Raw genomic sequence first — 21,783 nt, 5'->3', positions numbered from 1 at the left:
CGGTAAGGTCGAGCAGAAGAAGGGGGCTCGTCGGAGTGCTTTGCCTGGGAGCGGCATTGCTGGCGGTCGGTCTCGGTGTCGCGGGCCTGGCACGGGCCGGGGATCCCGAAGTCGCGGTCACGCTGGTGCCGCTGTCGGGGTTGTGCGGCGGCACATCCGCTGCGTCGCAACGCGACATTGCCGAGCGCCTCGCGGTCAGAGCCTGGTATGCCAGGAAACCCGAAAGCGCTGGAAGCGCGGCTCGGTTGCCTGTCATATTCTTCAATGCCGGTTGGGGCGGCAGTGCCGAGGGCCATATGAACCAGATCGATGCCCTGGTTCAGCGTGGCTACGTGGTGATCGGAATCGACCAGAAAGGCCCCGAAGCCTACAAGGCGTTCGTCGATTTTTCGAACGAGGAGGCTTTCAAGCGTACCAGGGCGGCTGTCGATCTCAAGGCAGGCGCATTTGCCAAGGACAACAGCGCTGTCCTCGATATTTTGCAGGCTGCCATCCCGTGCAGCGAAAATCATGATGTCGCGTCGGTACTGAAGAGGCTCGATTTCGACCGGGTCGGCATCATGGGATATTCGTTCGGTGGCGCGGTTGCCGCCGAAACCAGCAGGCAGGATCCGCGCTTCAAGGCCGCGGTCAACCTGGATGGCTGGTTGTTCGGAGATGTCAGCAGGCTCGGCTTGCAACGCCCCTTCCTCGAAATCAGCGACGATAGCGGGCTGCCGACCGCGGCGGACCTCAATTCAAGCGATACAGTGCTGCGCATGACGTCGAAACTGACGGACGAAGACTACACGCAGGTTCGGGCCAATATGGACCGATATGGCGGATATTTCCTCGTCATGACAGGCAGCCGGCATCAGAGCTTCGTCGATGCCTCTCAACGGTCGTTCCTGGCGCGGATGGCCTCCCTCCTTCCGAGCGCCAATCGCACGATCGAGGCTGTGAATAGCTATGCCGGTGCTTTTCTTGATCAGTATGTCGCCGGTAAAGCTTCCGACCTCGGAAGGTTGATCGCTTCGCGGGACGATCGCGTCAAAGTTATATTTGCCAAGCCGCCAGCGGTGGAGGCGACACAATGAGAGCGCTTGGCTGCGCGTTGCAGGGGGCAGGAGCGATAGGCGAAAACGATTCGTGGCTCGCGTTCGGGAGACACGAAATCGCCATGAAGCAGCCTTTTTCCGGTCTGGCGGCGCCCTTGCGGCCGGCCGCCAGCGCGTCAATGACGGAAAAGGAGCAAGCGTTTCTCCGTGAGATCTGGAGTCAGCGTGGCAATCAAACGGGCAGGGCAGGGAGGTTGCCGCTGTGATTCCAGAAAGTGTCCATTGTAACTCGTTGAAGGGAAAGAGCGTTTCCTGAGTGTTGCTAGGGCGCGTCGATAAATTGAGCTTGTTCTCATGCTTGATCCCGTGCCTGCGAAAACGCAGGAAGCCTTTAAAGGCAGGAAGTGCAGTTTTACCTGTTCGATAGGTAACACATTGCTTCCCTAACGACATAAGACGAGCTAATACGTGGACGCCGTACTTTGGACCGATTGGCCCTTTAAAAAGTATCACGTCGGTGTCACGGAGCCTGGGGTCTAACGTAACGCATAATACAAAACTCCATGTGCTACTTCGCATTCTTATGGAGTTTACAAAGAGGCTGATACATAGTAGTAAGTAGCTTGAAAAACTATGCTTGACCGTTGCTGCGCGGGTATGCGGCATATGGCTGTTCCAATACAAGCATAGAATAAAAATGCTCAGAATTGAGTGCGCCGGTTGCCAGAATATTGACTGCCACAATGCTGCTTCCTCAAGCATGCGTGTGGTGTTTGTCGGATGACTTGTTTGGAGATTGAGACTGTGACTGATTATTCCGCGAGTAGCCAAGCTTTGATGCCATTTGCGGTAGGTTCAGTGCTGCCGTTGAAGTCGTCTTCCTCTGTCGTTGAGCTTAAGAGGGAGAGGCCCATGGAAGACAGCCCTCAGGATGAGTCCGCTTCTGGCAAACTCGACCAGGATTTGCAGACCCGGATCGTCATCATCGATGAGAATGCTCTTTCTCGCAGCTGCTTGATGCGTTGTCTTGCTGCGAGCGAAGGAAATTTCGTTGCGGAAGGATATTCGCGCATTGCGGATTGGGAGGCTGCGGGGGCGGCCATGTCGATGTCGATCGTCCTTCTCTGCGCGACGGGACGAAAAGCAACGGACACGGCTATAAGGCGCGATCTGGATCTTGTCATTCAGGCAGCACCCGAAGCACGCGTCATCCTCGTTTCCGATTATGAGGAGCCAACGGAGATCGTTGCGGCTTTGGAAAGGGGCGCGAAAGGCTATATCGCCATGAGCTCCAATCTCGATGTCGCAATCGCCGCCATCCGGCTTGTGCGCGCCGGTGGTACTTTCGTGCCGGCTAGCGGCTTGCTGTCATCGCGTTCTCAAGGCGCCCAGGCGAGTGAGGAAGGCGAAACCAGCGGACGGTCTCGTCAGACCGTTTTTACACAAAGGCAGCTCGAGGTGATCGATCGCTTACGTCAGGGCGAGTCGAACAAACTCATTGCCTACAAGCTCAATATGGGAGAATGCACCGTCAAGGTGCATGTTCGTAACATCATGCGCAAGATCAAGGCGCGCAACCGCACCGAGATCGCCTTTTTGACCAATGAATTGTTCTGACGCATTCCGCGTGATCGCCGATATAGGCACCGCCCCGAGACCATAATTGGTTTCGGGGCGGATCTGTTTTGGCGGGCCGGTTCCGTTTATGGAGCGCAAGCGAAAAGCGTAAGCCGGTACCGGCGTGATCGCATATTGTGGGGTGATCGCTGCATCTTGATGCCGGTGCAATCCAGCACCTGCCGCGATTCCGAGGTGCCGCCTTTCACCGCCAGGCAGGTCAGGCAGGCAGGGTCTCTGCTCTCATTTTCCGCGAAGCAGGCGGCGGCGAGCCACCTCGCCTGTCCTGCAGCCAGGCTTCGAGATCGGCAGCTTTCAAGGGGTGGCTCAGCAAATATCCCTGGGCGATCTCGCAACCCAGTTCGCGCAGCATCTGCTGCTGCCTTTCGGTTTCCACGCCTTCCGCCACGACCGCGATATTGAGGCTCCGGCCGATGCTGTTGATTGCCGTCACCACGGCAAGCGCGCTCGGGTCGGTCACCATCCCTTCGATGAAGCTTCGATCGATCTTCAGCTCGGAGAAGGGGACATGCGTCAAGCGGCTCAGACTTGAATAGCCGGTGCCGAAATCATCCATCGACAACCCAACACCGAGAGCCTGAATGGCGGCAATGGTCGCCAGAGTGGTCGGATGGTCGTCCATCATCACGCCCTCGGTTATCTCCAACATCAAAGTATGCTTGGGAATATCGTATTGGCGCATCAGATGAGCCAAGACATCCGGCAGATTGCGATTGCGGAAATGCAAGGGCGACAGATTTACGGAGATCGCCGGGATCTTTTTGCCGGCAGCGCGCCAAACGGACATCTGGCGGCAAGCCTCACTGAGAGCCCAGATACCGATTTCATCGATCAGGCCGATCTGCTCGGCAATCATGATGAACCGGCTGGTGGAAATATTGCCCAAAACAGGGTGAGCCCAACGGATGAGGGCTTCGACACCATGGAGGGAACCATCCGCGAGATTGACTTGCGGCTGATAGAGCAACCGCAATTGCCCCTGCGAAACTGCCTCACGCAAGGCCGCGCCCAATATCACCCGCTCCTGGGCGCCGTCGACGACTTCGTGCTCGTAGAGGAAAACGGCCTCGTGCCCGGCCATCTTTCCTTTGCACGCAGCGGAATCGGCCCTTTTCAGCAGGGTTTCGACATCAGTGCCGTTGTCGGGATAGAGGCTGATGCCAATGCTGATCGAGATCGGCAGCAGCAGGTCGGCGATCGCAAAGGGTTTGGCGACGGCGTCCACCAGCTTCTTGGCAACCATGGTGGCGTAAACGCTGTCGGCTTCCGGCAGGATGATCACGAAGACATCGCCGCCGAAGCGTCCGACGATGTCGTTGGGGCGGAGCTGGTTCTGCAAGCGGGTGGCGATCTGACCGAGAATCTGGTCGGCCGTGGAGTGTCCGAAGGTGTCGTTGATGTCCTTGAAGCGCTTGATGTCCAAGCGCAGCAACGCCATCTTGTCTTGTTTCTCGCTGGCTTCCGCGATCGTCTGGCTGGCCCTCTGATAGATCTGGCGGCGATTGGGCAAGCCTGTCAGCATATCGAAATAGGCAAGGCGATTGATATGCTCCTTGGCCTCGTGTTGCTCTATTGCCAGGGCGCAGAGATGGACGCAGGCTGAGACGATCTCCTCGTGGAGATAGCTGGGGCCGCGTTTTTCGCGAAAATAGAAGGCGAAGGTCCCCGCCACCCGACCATCCCGTAGCTTGATGGGGACGGACCAGCAGGCTCGCAGGCCCAGCGGCAACGCCAGGCCCTTGTAAGGCGCCCAGAGCGGATTGGTCTCGATGTCATCGACGAGCACGGGCTCACCGAAATAGGCGGCCGTCCCACAGGAACCGACGCTGGGACCGATGGCGATTCCGTCCAGAGCATCCGAATAATATTGGGGCAGGCTCGGAGCGGCGAGGGGACGCAGCAGGCCATTCTGATCCACCCTCAGAATGGTCGAGATCACGTCCCGCGTGATGAATTCAGCCTTCTTGCAAATAAATTCCGATACATTTTCCAGCGAAGCGCCGGATACCAATTCCTCCAGCACGGTGTTCTGCAGCGTCTGGATCATGCGCGCGGGGGTATTGCTGTGAATGGTGACGATCGTCTCCGTGACGTTCTCGTCGATGTCACGAATATGATCAGTATAAATCAGTAACGTAATTTCATTGCCGAATTTATCATGACCGTTGATCTCCTCCAGGCCGCCACGCTTGGCATTGACAAGGCGCTCGAGACTGAGACGGGTCGCCGAAGGCGTGGCCTTGCTGACGAGCACCGAAACGAGCGGCCGACCGATCACATCCTCGGACTGATATCCGAGCATCTTGGTAAAGCTCGGATTGATCCAGACGATTTCGCGCCGGGCATTGAGGACCGCCACCGCCTTGTCACTCTCTTGGACAGAGCGTCCGAGGAGCTGAATGCCTCTATCACGCGTCAGTGGCATGCTTCTTCCCAATGTGTCCTTGTGCCTGACGATCATTGGCGCGTCCCAGTGCAACAGACATCGCAATTGAGGTCGGTAACGATGCTATAGCACTCCAGCGATCTTGTTAAGTCTTCATTGGCGATCGACATTGGACACGTCAGGACCCGAGATTGGAACAGTGGCTGTCAGGCTATACGATACTTCCATTGCTCTCGAGCATCAGGCTTCGATAATCTCTTACCCTTCTATGGCGACTGAAAGAGTTCACTGGTCATGCAGACGAGTTCGGTTCTGTTGCGGGCCTGAATCTTCTTCATCATGTTGCGGACGTGAACCTTCACAGTGCACTCGCTCATATTGAGTTTGTGAGCGATGACCTTGTTCGGATCACCCTTACGAAGATTTTCAAGCACGGTCAGCTGGCGCTCGGTCAGCAGGGCAGAGGCGCGCTTCTGCGGTTTGGCCTCGGCCGCAGGCGAACTGGCGCCACGGGCGGAAAGCAGGCTGCTGGCCGGAATGAAAGTGCCGCCGACATTGACGAGATTGACGGCGCCGATGGTCACGTCGAGGTCCAGGCTCATCGGAACATAGCCCTTGGCGCCACGTTCCAGCGCCGCCACCATGCCGGAAGGATCTTCCACGTCGGAAATCACGATGACGCGGGCATCGGCCGCAGCTTCCAGGATTGTATCCAAACCCTGGTGGAGCGCAGCCTCGGTCGCTTGGCGCCCGGTCGCACACAGCAGAATGATTGGCGCAGTGATTTTCGCCGCGGCATTCTGCCATTCCCGGATGTTTTCATAGGCGCGGATTTCGAACTCGCTGACGGCATCACCCAGGCAACGGGTCAGGCAATCGCGGGTGAAGGTGTTGTCGTTGATAATGCTGATCGCGGCTTTTTCTGCCACGATGTCCTTGTCCTCGCGGACGGACGGAGCTTCCTTGCTACCCACGTCGAAGACCCGCCTGTCGCGCTGGTACTGCAGGGGCCGCCGCCTGTCGAGGATGGTGGAAGCGTCTGTGAGGGCGATGTTCATGTTCAATCCGCAACGTGTTGGTACTATGCTGACTAAGGGGCAAGTTATGCGAGATCGATGATTTGGTCGTTAGCTCGGAGTCCGCAGACATAGCAATGAGTACAAATTCTGGGGCAATCTGGCTCGGACGTGGTAGAGAAATGACTCTAACGGCGTAGGCGCCCATACACCTTGCCCGGGCAGGGGCGGCGGCAGAGATCGAGGATTCGGGCCTTTTGCCGTATGCGTGCCTACTGCTTGAGCGTGCCAGCCACGAGGCGGGCGACAGAGAAGGCGGCATTTGCGATAGAGATGTGCTTCTGTATAATTGGAAGCAATTTCTGCATCCAATCCGAAAGGCGGTATGATTTTATGAAATATCCCTTGGGCAGGCTGCAACCTTACCGTGCGACATGCGGCCTATGGCAACACGGAGGATGCGAGAATCCACTTGTGCGCAAGGTAAAAAAGGGAGGACAAAATAGTCTGAAAAGTCTCTTTTGAAGATTTCCGTTGTTGTTCATAATTACGAGTGCGGCCGCCACCTCGAGGCGCCGTCGGCAAGGTATAAGAGCTCCGGACTTTGTGAGCCTGCCGCGAAAGCGAGGAAAGCAAAATGGACGATGGTGCGCCCCGCAACGACCAGCATCCGGCTTCCGGAGCTCCGGCTCCACGCTCAGGCAAGGAGCGTCGTCGTTGGTCGCGGCAACCCAGCGGGCAGCAACATGACATTCCGCCGCCGCCTCCGGCGCTGACGCCTCTGATTTTTTCGACAGAGGCGTTTCCGGCGGGTGACCAGTTCGCTGCCTGGCAAGGGCTCAATGCACCGCTTGTCGATCTGACGCTGCCCGACGGGGTGACGGCGCAGGATGGATTTGCGGCCCGCCAGGTCGCGTGGAATCTCGGCGGCATGCTGGTCGTGCAGCAGAAGGCATCCGCCCACAGCTATCATCGTTCCGCGGCCAAGCTTCGCTCCAGTCTTGTCGATCACTGGGTGATCATCTTCAGGCGCGAGGGAAAAGCCTGGACCGAAGTCGGCGGGCGCGTCGCCGAGAGCCAGCCGGGAACGGTCGAGATTCGCTCCCTTGCCCATGCCTTCCGGGGGAGGATGCTGGACTCGCAGAGCCTGACGCTCTACTTGCCGCGCGATCTTTTTGCTGATTCCTCTGCGATGCTCGACGCAAACAACAATCGGATCCTGTCGCGTAACCTTGCCGGCCTGCTGATCAGCTACGTCGACAGCCTGGAGGCACGGCTGAGCGAGTTCAGCAAAGATGACCTGCCCGGTGTGGTCAACGCCACCAGGGACATGATCCTGGCTTGCATGGCCTCCACGGAGGAGTGGGCGGCGGTGGCCACCAAGCATGGAACGGTGGCCGCGATGGAACGTGCCCGGCGCTTCATCCGCAACAATCTGCAGACGACCACCATTACCCCTGAGCTGCTGTGCCGGGAACTCGGCATTTCGCGAACCCATCTCTATCAATTGTTCGAGCCGAGCGGGGGCGTGGTTCATTATATTCAGAAACAGCGCCTGCTTGCCGCTCATGCGGCGCTCAGTGATCCATCGGACCGTCGCCTGATCGCCGAAATCGCCGAGAGTTTCGGCTTTGCCTCCGCTGCCGATTTCAGCCGCGCCTTCAGCCGGGAGTTCGGCTACAGTCCGCGGCAGGCCCGCAGCGCGCCCGCGCCGAGCCGTGTGATGAAAGAGGGGACGCTGGACGCGGACGGCTTGCCATCGTTCGAGCGCTGGCTCCGGGCTTTGGGAAGCTGAAGCGTTTTGCGATTTGACGGAACCGCCTGGAATCACACTCACGCCATCACATGACGTAACGGAGCAAAGCGCATTCAGACTTGAAGGCGCGCGGCTTCAGGTGACGGTGGCTCGGTGTCACGATCGATTGGCGATGATGCTGTGTCTTGCGTGATGGACAGCTTTTTCACGCAATGTGTTTCAAAGGAAAGCAGGCATGTCTTCGAATAGGCGGAGCGGCGAGCGGCAAATGGGTGATGCGGGCGAGATCAAGCCGGCCATTCCTGCTGCCGTCCTGGAGGGATGGGCCGCCATCGCCGATATTCTGGCGAGGCTCCTGGAGCACACCGTCGCATTTGTCATGCAAGGCGTCGGCCAAGGCAGTGAGATCGTTGCCGTCGGCCGGGAGGCCGATGACGGTCATCGTCCTGGTCCGGTGCCGCACCGAAGCGCCCTGGAGCATTTCAGTAAAGTGGTTGCACGCGCCTCCGACGCTTCCGCCGGCGGAGACAGACAAACGGAAACAGTCACCGACATCGGGGCAGGGCAGGCCTTTCTTGGTGCACCGATCTATGGGCCGAAGGGAGAGATTTTCGGGGCGCTGGTGGTTCAAAAGCAGGATGAAGCCGGATTCCCGCCAGCCTATCAGCGCCTGCTGATCCGTTTTCGAAACGAGATCGAGCGTGACGTGAGATTGCTGTTCCACACTGGCAGCGACATGCCACGCGACGACAAACGGATCGAAACCGAAAGGCGGCTCGGCGACGATCGTTTCAACTTGTTGCTGGAACATGTGGCTGACGACTTCTTCGTCCATGACGATCAGGGAAGATTCCTCGACGTCAACCATCACGTGACGCTCAGCACCGGTTTCAGCAGGGAAGAGCTCCTGCAGATGTCGGTTCCCGATATCGTCGAGGATTTAGACTTGGAATGGGCCAAGGGTGTATGGGCCGAGGCCGAACCGGGCGTGGCGCAGACGCTCTACGCAAGGCATCGCCGCAAGGATGGTTCGCTTTTTCCGGTCGAGGTCCGGCTTTCCTGCCATCTCCATCAGGCCAGGAAGACTTTTTTTGCCACCGTGCGCGACATTAGCGAGCGGATAGAGGCCGAGGACGCCAATCGCCGGCACAACGCCGAGCTCGAGGTCAGGGTCGCCGAACGCACGGCCGAATTGCGCAAGAGCACCGATCTGCTGCAGGCGGTTTTCGATGGCACCACGGATGCCATTTTCCTGAAGGATCTCGAAGGCCGGTTCGTGATGCTGAATCAGGCGACGGCCCGATTCCTCGGCCGGCCGGCGGCCGAGATTCTGGAGCGGGATCTTAGGGACGTGGTCGATCCGGAAAATGCGGCCCGCATCCTGCGGACCGATCGGGAGATCATGGCGCGCGGCAAGGCCGTCACCATGGAGGAAAGCTTCATCGTCAATGGCGTCAGGCGCCATTTCTTCGTGACCAAGGTTCCAAGGCGCGACGAGAATGGCGATGTGATCGGCCTGATTGGCGTTTCGCGTGACGTCACGGACATCCGCGCCACGGAAACGGCGCTGCGTCACAGCGAAGCGCGCTGGGAATTCGCGCTCAATGGCGCGGGCGACGGTTTGTGGGACTGGGACCTGCGCACGGGGCACGTCTTCTACTCCCGGCAGTGGAAGGCGATGCTGGGGCATGCCGAGAGCGAGATAGGGCCCACCCTCAACGAATTCGTCGATCGCATCCATCCGGACGACCTGCAGGCGAGTTGGGAAGCGGTGGAACGGCACATGCGCGGCGAGGCGCCCGATTTCGTCATCGAACTGCGCATGCGGGCCAAGGACGGGTCCTGGCGCACCATTCTCGATCGCGGCAAAGCCATCGAGCGCGATGAGGACGGCTCTCCCCTGCGCATCATCGGAACCCATACCGACATCACCGCGCGCAAGCAGATCGAAATGGAATTGTCGGCGCGCGTCCGCTGGCTGTCGGAGATGATGGAAAACTTGCCGATCGGAGCCGCTTTCGTGACCGATGACGGCATTCTGGTCAACCGTGCCATCGAGGACCTTACCGGTTACGGCAGGGAAGAGCTGTCGAAGCCGGATGCATGGTCCAGGCATTTTGGCGATGATCTGTTCGAGGCTCTCGCCTCCGGGGAGAACGGCGATCGCGCGGGCCGGACCTATCACACCGGGCAGCACAGTTTCTTTCGCAAGGACGGCATGCTGCGCTTGGCCGAAGTGGCCGCTGCCAGGGTTGGCGACCACGCCATCTGGCTCATGCGCGACGTTACGGACAACAAGGAGCTGGAAGCCCAGCTCAGTTCCCTCGTCGACAATCTGCCGCATGGCGCTGTCTATCGCCTGGTGCAGACACCCGACGGAAAATTGTCACTGCCCTATGTGAGCGCCGGCATCCTGGCTCTGACCGGCGTGCCGGCCAGCGAGATCATGGAACGGCGAGGCGCCTTCACTCAAACGATCCATGAAGACGATTTGCCCCGCTACAACGCGATGCTGGAAGTTTCGCTCTCGCGTGGCGACGTCTTCGATTGCCAATTCAGATGCAGGACGCGCGATGGCCGGGTTCTCTGGCTGCATTGCCGGTCCGGGCCGCGCTATCAGGCCGATGGCACGGTGATCTGGGACGGCGTCATGCAGGACATCACCGCCCGCAAGCAGGCGGAGGATCTCATCGTTGCGCTCAAGGAGCGCATGGAACTTGCGATCAGGGTCGGCGGCGTCGGCATATGGGATATGAACGCCCAGGAGCAGAAATATATCTGGGACGACCAGATGTACGTCCTCTACGGGCTGGAGCACGGCGCTTTCGACGGCAGCATCGAGCGCTGGCTCTCCTTGCTGCATCCGGAGGATGTCGACCGGGTGTTTGCACAATGGCAGGAGGCCACCACGGAGACGGGCGCATTCGAAAGCGAATTCAGGATCGTGCATCCCAGTGGCGCCATCCGGTACATTCGGGGGCAAGCCAAGGTCTTTCGCGCCGATGATGGCTCGGTATTGCGCGCTCTGGGGATCAACCAGGACGTCACCGAGGAAAGGCGGACAGCCCAGGCTCTGATCCAGGCGCGCAAGGCCGCCGAAGCGGCTCAGGAAGCCAAAGGCGAATTCCTGGCGGTGATGAGTCACGAAATCCGTACGCCGATGAACACGGTGCTCGGCATGACGCGGCTGGCGCTCCAGGCCGAGCAGGATCCCAGGCAGTGCAATTATCTCGAAAAGATCAGTGCCTCGGCGCAGACGCTGACCTCCATCCTCAACGACATTCTCGACTACTCCAAAATCGAGGCCGGCAAGCTGGAGCTGGAGGAAAGCGAATTCAAGCTGGAAGCCGTTCTCGAATCGGTCTCCGCCGTGACCGCCATGAAAGCCGAGGAGAAAGGCATCGAGATCATCTATGCCGTGGCGCCCGATGTGCCCACGCGCCTGGTCGGCGACTCGCTCCGGCTCGGACAGGTGTTGATCAATCTGGTGAACAACGCCGTCAAGTTCACCCACAAGGGCGAGATCGTGGTGTCGGTCGATGTCGAACAGGCGACGGCCACCAACGCCATCCGGCTGCAATTTGCTGTACAGGATACCGGGATCGGTCTCGATGCCGATCAGGTCGCCGGTTTGTTCCAGGCTTTTACGCAGGCGGAGAAACACGTCTCGCGCCAATATGGCGGAACGGGCCTGGGACTGGCCATCTGTAAGCGCCTCGTCGAAGGCATGAATGGGCAGATCTGGGTTTCGAGCACACTGGGCAAGGGCAGCACCTTCTATTTCACGGTCGAATTCAGGTCGCCTCAACGCGCTGCTTCGTATGACGGTGTTCTGCGTTCCAGTGAATTGAAGGGCAAAAGGGTCCTGATCGTCGATGACAATGCCAGTGCCCGCGAAACATTGGCGGGGATGGTGCATGATTTCGGCATGGAGACCCATGTCGTCGGGTCCGGCAAGGCCGCATTGACGGCGCTGAGCCAGGCCTGTGAACAGCAGCGGCCTTTCGAAGTGGTTCTGATGGATTGGCGTATGCCCGGAATGGATGGCCTGGAAACCGCGGGGCACATCAAGAACGACGCGAGGCTGAAGAGCACGCCGGCCGTTCTGATGGTGACCGCCTATGGCCGCGAGGAAGTGCTCCGGCGGGCCGAGCAGCTCGGCCTGCATGGCGTGCTCGTCAAACCGGTCACCGTGTCGGTGATGTTCAACACCATCGTCGGGGTCTTTCACGGGACCACGAGCAAGGCCGCCACCGCTTGGGACGAGCAGGCGGACAGGGTCTTGCCGCCGCAGCCGCAGGACGAATTCCTGGAGGCTCTGGCTGGCCGGCACATTCTGGTGGTTGACGACAATGCCTTCAATCGGGAGGTGGTCGGCGATTTCCTGCAATTGGCCGGCATGAGGGTGGATACCGCGGTGAACGGTCGCGATGCCCTGGAGAAGCTGGAAACGGCCACCTATGATGCCGTCCTGATGGACGTTCACATGCCGGAAATGGACGGTCTGACCGCCACTCGCAGGATACGCGCGCAGGAACGCTGGGCTTCGCTGCCCCTGATTGCCCTGACTGCCCAGGCCCTCACCAAGGATCGCGAGGCCAGTCTCGCGGCGGGCATGAATGCGCATCTGACCAAGCCGATCGACGAGACAGCCCTCTTTCGGACGTTGGCGGACTTGCTTCCCGCGCCCTCTCCATCACAGGATTCCGAAGACGGGCAGGCCCCCCGCACTGCGCAGGCAGATGGCGGTCAGGACATTTTCGCATCCGTCAGCGGGGCCGATCTGTCCGCGGCTCAGAAGCGTCTGGGCGGCAGCCGCGAACGGCTGCAGCGTCTGCTCCAGGGGTTCGTTCGTGATTTCAGGGAGGCTCCCGCGCAACTCCATCAATCCGCCTTGCGGGGGGATACCGGAGCCGTTGCAGCGCTGGCGCATGCCGTCAGAGGGGCGGCTTCCTATCTGGATGCCCAGGAGCTGTGTGCGGCTGCAGCCGATATCGAGGAGGTTTCCCGTCGTGGCGACCTCGACGAGCTCCGGCTTCTTCTTCCCGCATTCCGCGACAGCCTGGCAGTGCTGCTCGGCCAGCTCGATCGCCTTGCCACAGAAGCTGTGGCAGGAAGGGCAGAGCCGGGGCACGATGGTTTTCGCAAGGTCATAGGGCTCATTGCAGCGGCCAAGCCCTTGCTGCAAAGCGGTGACTATGCCGCCTATGCCATCCTGGATCAGATCATCGCCGAGTTGTCCGGCAGCGTCGAGATCGAAAGAGCGAGGGCAATCCTCGGTCATTTCGAGGAGCTCGAACTGGCCGAGGCGGAAAACCTCTTGCAGCAATTGCATGCCGATCTGGAACAACAGGTGTTTGAAAGATCTCAAGGTGAGTGACGCTTTTCTGCAAACGGTGCTGATCGTCGACGATGACCGGATCAATCGGGCAGTATTGGCTGAGCTGCTGCAGCGTGAATGCCGAATACTCCTGGCGAAGGATGGGGAGACCGCTCTTCAGCGCGCGCGGGACGAACGCAGCATCGACTTGATTTTGCTCGATGTCTCGATGCCGGGCATGGACGGCTACGAGGTGCTTCGTCGGCTGCGCTCCGAGCCCCAGACCGCCAATATTGCGGTGATCTTCATCACCGCCCTCACGAATGAACAGGACGAAGAGCGAGGGCTTTCGCTGGGCGCTGCCGACTATGTCGTCAAGCCGATCAGTCCTGCCATCGTCAAAGCCCGCGTGCGCAACCATCTCAAATTGGTGGCGCAGCGCAACGAACTGGAGCGTCTGTCGGAAAAGGACGGCCTGACCGGCATTGCCAACAGGCGCTATTTCGACAAGGCCTTCGAATTGGCGTGGCGACATGCCATTCGTTCCGGTGAGCCGCTCAGTGTCGGCATGATCGATGTCGACCACTTCAAGGAATATAACGACCATTATGGTCACGGTGCCGGCGACGAGGCGCTCCGGCAGGTCGCCCAGGCCCTCGAGCGTGCGGCCGGGCGGCCCTATGACGTGGTGGCCCGGTATGGCGGCGAGGAGTTCGTGATGCTGCTGCCCGGCCTGCACGAGTTGGAGCCGTTGCTTGAAAGGCTGAGACGCGCGGTGCTCGACCTCAATCTGCCGCACGCCCGGTCCCGTACGGCCGAGGTGGTGACCATCAGCTGTGGCGGGGTGGTGGCCTTCGTATCGCAGACGGATAAGCCTGCCGCATTGCTGGGATGGGCCGATAAATTGCTGTACCGGGCCAAACAGCAGGGACGCAACCGGGTGCTGGTCTGGCAGGGGCAAAAGGAAGGGCTCTTCCTTCCGTTGGGGCAGGGCATGGCGAGCAAACCACCGGAAAGCGCCGGATGAGTGCAGGATGCGGAGGGCGGAAATGCCGGTCGTTCAAATGAAGAACGGAGCCGGCCGCCGAAACAGCTGCGGCTCCGATGGAGGGGGAGCCGAGCCGTCGTTCTCCCCCGGGCTTTCCTGGCCGGACACTTGCCGACGAAAAGCAGTCCCTCGTCAAGAAGACCGGGCAATATCCAGGCTCAGGCGTTGCATGTCCGCTGCATTATGGAGCTCATAACCCTCGGCGCGCAGGATTTCGCGGGATTTATGCGCAATTGCCGTGCGGCTCTTCACCTTCAACTTCTTCATGATGTTGCGGATGTGGACCTTGACGGTGCTCTCGCGCAGGTTGAGCTCCATCGCAATGGCGGCATTGGACTTGCCTCGGCTGACGGCTGCAATGATCGACAATTGCCGTGGGGAAATGCGCGGATAGTTTCGGCCGGGCTGTTCCTGGCGAGCGAGGGAAGGCTCGGACGCGGCCCGGATCAGACTGGCGGCGGGCACGAAGACCCCGCCGGCGATGACCAGCCGCGTTGCCTCGATCGCCACTTCGGCGCCGAGTGTGCTGGGAATGTAGCCCTTCACACCGAGATCGAGAGCCCTGAAAATGCTGGCGGGATCCTCGGAGTCCGACAGGATGATGATAGCAGCCGGCGGGGTATGCGCGGTTGCTGCGGCCAGGGAGGACAGATCACTCGGAGCCTCACCCTCGCAGATGATGACAAGCGAAACTTCTTCGTGTTTGTCCGCGGCGGCATTCCATTCGTCCAGCCTGGCGAACGGAAGAATTTTTCGTTCAGGAAATTCTACCGCCAAGACGCGACTTAAGCAGTCGCGCTGTAATGTCTTATTATTGACGATGGCGATTTGTCCTGGTGGACTGCTTACTACCATGGTGGTGCCATATGATTGACCAGGTTGCCTCAAGGGCACCGAGGAAGATAGATCTATCGGACGCAATTTGGACACTTCACAAAACGTATGGACGGACAGGGTAGGACCGAACTCTAGCCAAAGGGCAGACAACTACTGCCGGGGATGCCGGACTGAACAAAACGTCCCCTGGATCATGAATTCGCCCGTTATCCGCTGGTCATGCCTGGCAAAAGCAGGATGTTCCGCGAAGGAAAGACTTGTGAATTGCCGCCACCTCGGCGATTCAGTCCGGTATTTCCTTGGTCTAGAGCACTGCAATGCCATCATGAGCACCTGCAGAATGTTGCAAGCTCTGCTCCAATTCAATCTAGCAATGTTGATAGCTCGTGAGCGGAAGGTGGGACCGATTTAGGTACTATCTAATTCGAAGGCGGTACCCCGAGCTGGATCGCGGCGAGGGCTGGGGTAGAGAGAGACGCCGATTGGCGTGGTGGCGGCGACAAATGGTATTGCCGCCGGCATCGATAGGTTTTTCCGGGCAGCCGGCCGGTTTCCTTGTCGCGCCGGTCGGGTGAGCCCGCTCCTCCCAAGAGGGGGGCTCCCGGAAATCGCAAGGGCGGCGAAGCGACGAATCAGGCTCCCTGAAAAGTACTGCGCAAGGAAGCGAGGTCGCGATAAACTTGGTGTTTCGGGTCAGGAACGCGGGCGACGCAGGAGCACTGGCCAGTCGCGCCTCGGCACTTTGTTGAGCACCGCGCCCATCACCTTGCCATTGGCCTGCTGTAGGGTATCGAGCGCCTCCGTCACGTCGTCGCTGGTGGTGCGGCCTGCCTCGATGACGAAGATCATCGTGTCGAGAAGTGGCGCTACCGCCTTGGCGTCGGAAGACAGGCTCATGGCTGGCAGATCGACGATGACACAATCATAGGCATTCAGCGCCTTGAGCTGTTCCTGCATGACGGATGAGCCGATAAAAAGATCGATATCGACCGAGCCGCCGGCCCTGTTCGCGGGAATGAAGTCGAGTCGAGGCGCCAGGTTGATCGCGGACGCCGTGATCTGCTTGCCACGCTGTTGCAGAACTTCGCTCAGCCCGTAGCGGGCGTCAGGGGCATAGTGGCGGCTCAGCGCGTCGTCGCGCAGATCGCAGTCGATCAGCATGGTGTGGCGGCCGCTCGCGGCAAACAGGTGAGCCAGGTTGGCGGCGATCGTGGACTTGCCTTCATGGGGCAGGCACGATGCAATGCCGATGACACGCGCCCCGGAACTCTGCTCCTTGCCCATGATCGCCGTTCGCACGGCTCTCAGGCTTTCGGCGAAGGGAGAGAGCATGCCGGCCTGCGAGATCGCATAGGCGAAGTAGTTCTCGCCCGAACTGGCCTGGCGCCGCTTGAGCCGCAGCGATTTGATCGCTTCCACCAGCGTTTTTGGCAATCTGGCCAGATACCGGCGGAAATCCGCGAAACTGTGCGGCAAACCGGCGCCGCGCTTGTCGGTCGCAAAGGGGATGATGCCGATGCAATTGAGACCGAGCTCCCGCTGGACATGCCGCTTGGCCCGCAGCGTGCGGTTGAGCGTATGAAAGATACTGACCGCGCCAAGGCCCGTCAGCAGGGAGAACGAAGCTGCCAGCAGCAGGATCAGCCTGGTTTGCGGAAAGCTTTTGGAAAGCGGTTCAGCCGCGGAACTGATGATCCGGGCGTCGGAGGCCGAGAACTGGCGGTCAGGCAGGACGCCCTTGCGTACCGCTTCCTCGATAGCCTGTTGCTGGCCCTTGATCTCGTCGATGCGCCCCTGCAGCCATTCATTGTTGCGCTGCATCGACAGCGACTTGGCGTCGATCTGGTCGCGGATGAAGGCCGCAGTGATCGAATTGGCGATCGAGGCGGCCTTGGTCGCGGATTTCGACCGGTAGCCGATCTCCAGCACCAGGGATTGGCCGATTCGGCGCACCGTGACGCGGTCGCTGAAAGTGGCGAAGGCGGCCGCGTCGTGACGCTTGACCAGATCCGGCGTCACGCCCTGGGCCGGCAGCGGACCAACGAACTCGGGGTCGTTCTGCAGATTGAGCGTTTGGAACACCAGGCGCAGAACCCGTTCAGACTTGACGATCTGGATTTGGCTCTCGATCTGCGAATTATCGAGGTTGGTCTGCAGGAGGCCGGGATCGACCCCCTGGGAACTCGAGAACGAGCTTCTCGGCTCCAGAATCACGAAGGAGGCCGCGTAAAATTCCGGCGGCGTGCTGACGATATAGATGATCGCGGCGACGACGCAGAGGATGAACCACAGCACCAGGCCCCGGGCATAGCGCATGATCTCGACGAGAATGTCGCGCAAGCCGAAACTCGTGGGCTGATCATTCAGCGGCCTGAGATAGAGCATGTCAGCGGCCTCGAACCTTCAACAAAATCCATGAACAGGGCGACATTAGAACGACGGGACCGCGTGCAATCCCAACGATCCGGTTCGAGCGCGCTCGAACGTTTCACTTTGTAGAAAGCCCGGAAGCAGAGCGCTGCCGCGCGACCAGTTCCGCGCCGGCAGTGCAGAGTTCAGGTCGAATGCCGCGCTTATAGAGTTAGGGAAGGAATGTCGCAATGCTTGGCTCGCAATACTATTGGTCATGATCACGAAAGGTTTGGCCGATTGGCGTTCGCAGCGCGCCAAGCTCAAATCACATACTGAAAACATGTTGCGGCGATGGCATGACTTTCCAAAAAAGATGTCATGCTTTTCCGGCCTGCCTCTCGCGGATGAGGTCGAGATAGCCTTGGGCCGATTTTCGCCATGAAAAGGCTTCGACACGCTTGCGCCCCTGTTCGACGAAGGCGGAGCGCAAAGTGTCGGAGGAGGCCAGGCTCTGGATATGCCGGAGCCAAGTCGCGGGTTGGTCGGGCGGCGCCAGCAAGGCGGCCTCACCGCATACTTCCGGCATGCTGGCCCGATCGGATGAAATCACGGGGCAGCCGAGTGCCATGGCCTCGATGATCGGCAGACCGAACCCTTCGGTAAAGGAGGGAAACAGCAGGCACAGCGCGCCTTGCAGCAAGGCTGCCAGGTCGTCATCGTCGACGAAGCCCATGAACCGGACATTCGGAGCGGGAGTCCCGTGTTCTTCCGTGGCAAAAATGCTGGATTGGCCGCCGGTCACGACAATGTCGATGCCGAGTTCGTCAAGGGCTTCGGCGAGCTCGAGCACCATGGCGACATTCTTATGGCGGGCGCGGCTGCCGATGATGAAGACATAGGGACGCTCGAACCGGTGCTTGCTGCGAATCGAGGAGCGGGATGCATTCCAGCGAAAGACATGCTCGTGGCCATTGGGCAGAACGACAATGTCTTCGCGAGCGATCGGCAGATGGCGCGCAAGCTCGCCCGCCGAGAAATGCGAGACGGTGGTGATCGCGGCGGCGCGCCGGACCAGCAGCGGCAGGAGCGTGCCGTAGACGGCGCGAAACGCCTTGCTGTAGCTCGCCGGCATATTCGCGACATTCGCATCATGGATGCAGACGATCTGCCTGCGGCGTACGACGGGTCCCAAATTGCACAGATTCAGCAGGAAGCGACGATCGAGCGTGGGCAGCGTCATCTGTTCCCAGAAATGCCCGCGCAGGCGCTGGGATCGCTTGGTCTGGATGGCCCGATAGGCAGGCGCCTCGCTGCTGCCGGGCAAATAGAGGCTGGCTCGTCCTCCCTGCTCCTGCAGGAGGTCGTCGATATGCGCGGTGATTTCCCGCGCATAACGTTGCACGCCGGTGACCGGTTGGGTGAGGAAACGCCCGTTGATCGCAAAGGAAAGCGGCTCGGTCATGGTGGCCGAAAGAGCTCGTGGGGCGGGAGCCGTGTCAATTGCGCTCGACTGCGGCAGTGTGTCGATGTTCATCGCAGGCATTCCCCTTCGATGCAAGCAACCTGAGGACCAGCGTGCGGGATGTCGGCCGAGACAAGCCACAACAGTCAAAAAAAGAACGCCCGAAGTCGGTGGTGCTTCGGGCGCAAGGCTGACAGTTATTCGATCGCTTGAACTGCGGCCGACTCTTGAACCAAGCTCAATAGGAGCCGGAGGGACGCAGTACGGCGGGGATCGTCTTCAGGATGATGACGATGTCGCTCCACAGGCTCCATTCCCGCACATAGCGGACATCGAGGCTGACGCGGTGCTGGTAGGACACGTCGCTGCGGCCGCTGACCTGCCACAAGCCGGTGAGGCCGGGACGCACCTTGAGATAGTCCTCGATATGGGCGCCGTAGCGCACCATTTCATCGCGGACGATCGGGCGCGGGCCGACAAGGCTCATGTCACCCCGGATTACATTGAGGAGCTGGGGCAGCTCATCGATGCTGGACTTGCGCAGGAACTGGCCGAGCGGCGTGATGCGCGGATCATTCTTGAGCTTGTGGGTCTCTTCCCATTCCTGGCGGGCAGCACTGTTGGCAGCAAGGTGCTCGCGCAGCACTTCCTCCGAGTTGGTTACCATCGAACGGAACTTCAGGCAGGGAAAGAGTGCGCCACCACGTCCGACGCGGTTGTGCCGAATGAAAATCGGCCGGCCCTGAAGGACGAGCAGCACTCCGAGCAGCAGCACGAAAAGTGGCATTAGGAAGACGAGTGCAGCCGAGGCAGTGACGATATCGAGCACGCGCTTGCCTCCTCTTGCCAATTCCAGGGATAGGCCGCTTTTTTGCCTATTTGATTGGAACAAGGAAGCATCGTCTTTGCCGGGTATACGGCTAAGATTGTTCGAGCTAGCCAAGTTTTCCATCTCTCGCCTCGGTCAGAGTGCTGCATTACGTTATGGTATTCATCCCGGGTGGCACTGCCGTTCAGCATATTGCGCTGCAGCAGCCAAAACAAAATCGGACTTGGTACGGCGTTTTGAAGTTTTTGCCGACGTTCTTAAAAAACAAGCCGAAACGTGTTTTGATTTGGATGAATTTATTGATCCTGAATTGCTGAATTTTGTGTTGGAAATCAAGGATTAGAGCTGTTGGAATTTGGGGGGGTTGGTACCTACCGTTGCGGTGAGTTGGCGGCATACCCCTATACAAAAAGGATAGAGTTTGAATTACTCCATACGGTTTAAGAGGTAGGGGTAGGCGGAAGCCGCGTTACGGAAAGGGGTTACGTCTATCTCTTTGGAAGGTTGGCTGGCTTAATTCTCCCCATCGTGGCCGCATTTTTCCTTACCCCGGGGAGGGGTAGTGTTAGCCGATCTTAGACTCTCGAATAGGACTGCCATGCTTTCGGCGCCGCCGGGGAGGCATCTGCGCCATAGGGTGGGCCTTCGAAGGGAGGGAATGGATAGTACCGAAAGCGCAATCATGGCGGGGCTCACTAGGAATTTGGCGGGTTTCGGGCGAAAAATGGCCAATACCTCACCCGGGCGGGATGTGTGCTAGAACGCACGTCGTGGCCGGCCGGCACATGCTAATCCGCAACGCTTGCGGTCACCCCCGTCGCAGTTTGCCGGGCGTTTCGTGCTCTGGCGGAATGGGGCGTATTACCCCCTTCGTCGTACGTCCGAATGCTTGGGAGCGGACGACGAAAACTGTATTTGTGCTTTGAATCGGGCATTCGACTTGGGCCCCGCAGGAAGAATTGGTGCAATGCGAGTTGCAATCGTACATTACTGGTTCGTCGGCATGCGCGGCGGCGAAAAGGTCATCGAGGCGCTCTGCGAGCTTTTCCCGCAGGCAGACATCTTCACCCATGTCTATCGGGCCGATGCCGTGTCGCCTGTGATCCGCCGGCACAAGGTGTCGACATCCTTTATCGACCGCCTGCCCGCGGCCCATCGCCTCTATAAGTCCTACCTGCCCCTGATGCCGATGGCCCTCGAAAATCTCGACCTCCGCGGCTACGACTTGGTGATCAGCAGCGAGTCCGGGCCGGCCAAGGGCATCGTTCCGCCAGCCGATGCGACTCATATCTGTTATTGCCACTCGCCCATGCGCTACATCTGGAACATGTTCCATGACTATCGCGAGCGCAGCGGTTTCCTCACGCGCATGATGATGCCGCCGATCGCGCATTACATTCGCAACTGGGATGCGGCCTCTGCGTCACGCGTCGATCATTTCGTATCGAATTCGAAAACCGTGGCCCGGCGCGTCCAGTCTTATTATCGACGCGATTCAGATGTCATATTCCCACCCGTCGATACGATGGCATTCCGTCCCGTCGAGGCGTCCGAACTGGAAGACTACTACCTGATGGTGGGGGAGCTGGTCCGCTACAAGCGGCCGGATCTCGCGGTGGAGGCATTCAACCGAACCCGCAAGAAACTCGTCATCATTGGCGGCGGCGAGATGTTCGCCAAGGTCAAGGCCATGGCTGGGCCGACCGTTTCGGTCCTGGGACCGCAACCCTTCGGCGCGTTGCAGCACCATTATGCCCGCTGCCGTGCCTTGGTGTTCCCTGGCGAGGAGGATTTCGGCATCGTGCCGGTGGAAGCGATGGCCAGCGGGCGTCCCGTGATCGCCTATGGGCGGGGAGGAGCGACGGAAACCGTGATTGCCGACAGGACCGGGGTGTTCTTCCAGACACAGAGCGTGGAAGCCATCATCGATGCCATCGAGCGTCTGGAAGCGATGGATATCGATCCCTCAGCCATCACGGCCCATGCGGCAGGCTTCGGCAAGGAAGTCTTCACCGAGAAGATGCGCGCTTATGTCGATCGGCGCGTGCATGAAAAGAGCGCGCAGGCATAGTCGATGTGACAGCGTCGCTGCGTTATTTCAA

14 protein-coding genes are annotated in these 21,783 nt (G+C 59.6%); 7 read left to right on the top strand and 7 right to left on the bottom strand.

Going from position 1 to position 21,783, the window contains the following annotated elements:
* Positions 1-56 precede the first annotated feature (56 nt).
* Positions 57-1,076, top strand: a complete 1,020-nt coding sequence (locus tag C5L14_RS26640) for an alpha/beta hydrolase family protein (protein WP_181161347.1) — start codon at positions 57-59, stop codon at positions 1,074-1,076.
* Between the two features lie 873 nt (positions 1,077-1,949).
* On the top strand, positions 1,950-2,654 hold the full coding sequence (locus C5L14_RS26630) for a response regulator transcription factor (RefSeq protein WP_181161346.1): 705 nt from the start codon (positions 1,950-1,952) through the stop codon (positions 2,652-2,654).
* Positions 2,655-2,874: 220 nt separating this feature from the next.
* On the opposite strand, the gene C5L14_RS26625 is transcribed toward C5L14_RS26630, so the two are convergent.
* Both C5L14_RS26625 and C5L14_RS30760 read right to left on the bottom strand, forming a co-directional pair.
* Positions 2,875-5,136, bottom strand: a complete 2,262-nt coding sequence (locus C5L14_RS26625; RefSeq protein ID WP_105865088.1) for an EAL domain-containing protein — start codon at positions 5,134-5,136, stop codon at positions 2,875-2,877.
* A 191-nt stretch (positions 5,137-5,327) separates the two neighbouring features.
* Entirely contained in the window at positions 5,328-6,119 is a 792-nt protein-coding gene (locus tag C5L14_RS30760; RefSeq protein ID WP_245443601.1) for a response regulator transcription factor, read from the bottom strand.
* Positions 6,120-6,714: 595 nt separating this feature from the next.
* Between C5L14_RS30760 and C5L14_RS26615 the strand changes: the two genes are divergently transcribed.
* Positions 6,715-7,872, top strand: coding sequence for a helix-turn-helix domain-containing protein (locus C5L14_RS26615; RefSeq protein ID WP_105865087.1), 1,158 nt, complete (start codon positions 6,715-6,717; stop codon positions 7,870-7,872).
* Positions 7,873-8,038: 166 nt separating this feature from the next.
* Here the strand turns inward: C5L14_RS26615 and C5L14_RS30495 are convergent, their stop codons facing one another.
* The gene (locus tag C5L14_RS30495; protein ID WP_181161345.1) at positions 8,039-8,668 is read right to left on the bottom strand and encodes a hypothetical protein; all 630 of its coding nucleotides are present in this window, start codon (positions 8,666-8,668) and stop codon (positions 8,039-8,041) included.
* Between C5L14_RS30495 and C5L14_RS26610 the strand changes: the two genes are divergently transcribed.
* Both C5L14_RS26610 and C5L14_RS26605 read left to right on the top strand, forming a co-directional pair.
* Positions 8,645-13,213, top strand: a complete 4,569-nt coding sequence (locus C5L14_RS26610) for a PAS domain S-box protein (RefSeq protein WP_181161344.1) — start codon at positions 8,645-8,647, stop codon at positions 13,211-13,213. The genes C5L14_RS30495 and C5L14_RS26610 overlap by 24 nt on opposite strands.
* Complete coding sequence (locus C5L14_RS26605; RefSeq protein ID WP_105865085.1) at positions 13,167-14,180, top strand: diguanylate cyclase domain-containing protein; 1,014 nt, start codon at positions 13,167-13,169, stop codon at positions 14,178-14,180. The genes C5L14_RS26610 and C5L14_RS26605 overlap by 47 nt, the downstream gene beginning before the upstream one ends.
* Before the next feature lie 153 nt (positions 14,181-14,333).
* Here C5L14_RS26605 and C5L14_RS26600 read toward each other — a convergent pair whose 3' ends face one another.
* The 4 genes from C5L14_RS26600 to C5L14_RS26585 all read right to left on the bottom strand — a co-directional run bounded on the left by C5L14_RS26600 (position 14,334) and on the right by C5L14_RS26585 (position 19,804).
* On the bottom strand, positions 14,334-14,978 hold the full coding sequence (locus tag C5L14_RS26600; RefSeq protein ID WP_181161343.1) for a response regulator transcription factor: 645 nt from the start codon (positions 14,976-14,978) through the stop codon (positions 14,334-14,336).
* Between the two features lie 753 nt (positions 14,979-15,731).
* A complete protein-coding gene (locus C5L14_RS26595; protein WP_105865083.1) occupies positions 15,732-17,423 on the bottom strand; it encodes a cellulose synthase operon protein YhjQ/BcsQ in 1,692 nt (563 codons plus the stop codon).
* 343 nt (positions 17,424-17,766) lie between these two features.
* Entirely contained in the window at positions 17,767-18,924 is a 1,158-nt protein-coding gene (locus C5L14_RS26590) for a glycosyltransferase family 4 protein (RefSeq protein ID WP_181161342.1), read from the bottom strand.
* Positions 18,925-19,090: 166 nt separating this feature from the next.
* Positions 19,091-19,804 (bottom strand): sugar transferase, encoded by a 714-nt coding sequence (locus C5L14_RS26585; RefSeq protein WP_105865081.1) that lies wholly within the window; start codon positions 19,802-19,804, stop codon positions 19,091-19,093.
* Here C5L14_RS26585 and C5L14_RS30490 point away from each other — a divergent pair.
* Positions 19,686-20,024, top strand: coding sequence for a hypothetical protein (locus C5L14_RS30490; protein ID WP_181161356.1), 339 nt, complete (start codon positions 19,686-19,688; stop codon positions 20,022-20,024). The genes C5L14_RS26585 and C5L14_RS30490 overlap by 119 nt on opposite strands.
* 624 nt (positions 20,025-20,648) lie before the next feature.
* Positions 20,649-21,752 carry a glycosyltransferase gene (locus tag C5L14_RS26580; protein ID WP_105865080.1) on the top strand — a complete coding sequence of 368 codons (1,104 nt, stop codon included), beginning with the start codon at positions 20,649-20,651 and terminating at the stop codon, positions 21,750-21,752.
* The last annotated feature ends 31 nt before the right edge of the window (positions 21,753-21,783 follow it).

The organism is Labrys okinawensis (genome assembly GCF_002982075.1).
GTDB lineage: Bacteria > Pseudomonadota > Alphaproteobacteria > Rhizobiales > Labraceae > Labrys > Labrys okinawensis_A.
This window is presented reverse-complemented; position numbering and strand designations above follow the sequence as displayed.

What these genes read in the sequence shown, in the direction of transcription:
- C5L14_RS26595 (WP_105865083.1), bottom strand. Translation starts at nt 17,423, where the DNA reads ATGCTCTATCTCAGGCCGCTGAATGATCAGCCCACGAGTTTCGGCTTG.
- C5L14_RS26590 (WP_181161342.1), bottom strand. Translation starts at nt 18,924, where the DNA reads ATGAACATCGACACACTGCCGCAGTCGAGCGCAATTGACACGGCTCCC.
- C5L14_RS26625 (WP_105865088.1), bottom strand. Translation starts at nt 5,136, where the DNA reads ATGATCGTCAGGCACAAGGACACATTGGGAAGAAGCATGCCACTGACG.
- C5L14_RS26630 (WP_181161346.1), top strand. Translation starts at nt 1,950, where the DNA reads ATGGAAGACAGCCCTCAGGATGAGTCCGCTTCTGGCAAACTCGACCAG.
- C5L14_RS26580 (WP_105865080.1), top strand. Translation starts at nt 20,649, where the DNA reads ATGCGAGTTGCAATCGTACATTACTGGTTCGTCGGCATGCGCGGCGGC.
- C5L14_RS26615 (WP_105865087.1), top strand. Translation starts at nt 6,715, where the DNA reads ATGGACGATGGTGCGCCCCGCAACGACCAGCATCCGGCTTCCGGAGCT.
- C5L14_RS26585 (WP_105865081.1), bottom strand. Translation starts at nt 19,804, where the DNA reads ATGGAAAACTTGGCTAGCTCGAACAATCTTAGCCGTATACCCGGCAAA.
- C5L14_RS30760 (WP_245443601.1), bottom strand. Translation starts at nt 6,119, where the DNA reads ATGAACATCGCCCTCACAGACGCTTCCACCATCCTCGACAGGCGGCGG.
- C5L14_RS30495 (WP_181161345.1), bottom strand. Translation starts at nt 8,668, where the DNA reads ATGGACGAAGAAGTCGTCAGCCACATGTTCCAGCAACAAGTTGAAACG.
- C5L14_RS26605 (WP_105865085.1), top strand. Translation starts at nt 13,167, where the DNA reads ATGCCGATCTGGAACAACAGGTGTTTGAAAGATCTCAAGGTGAGTGAC.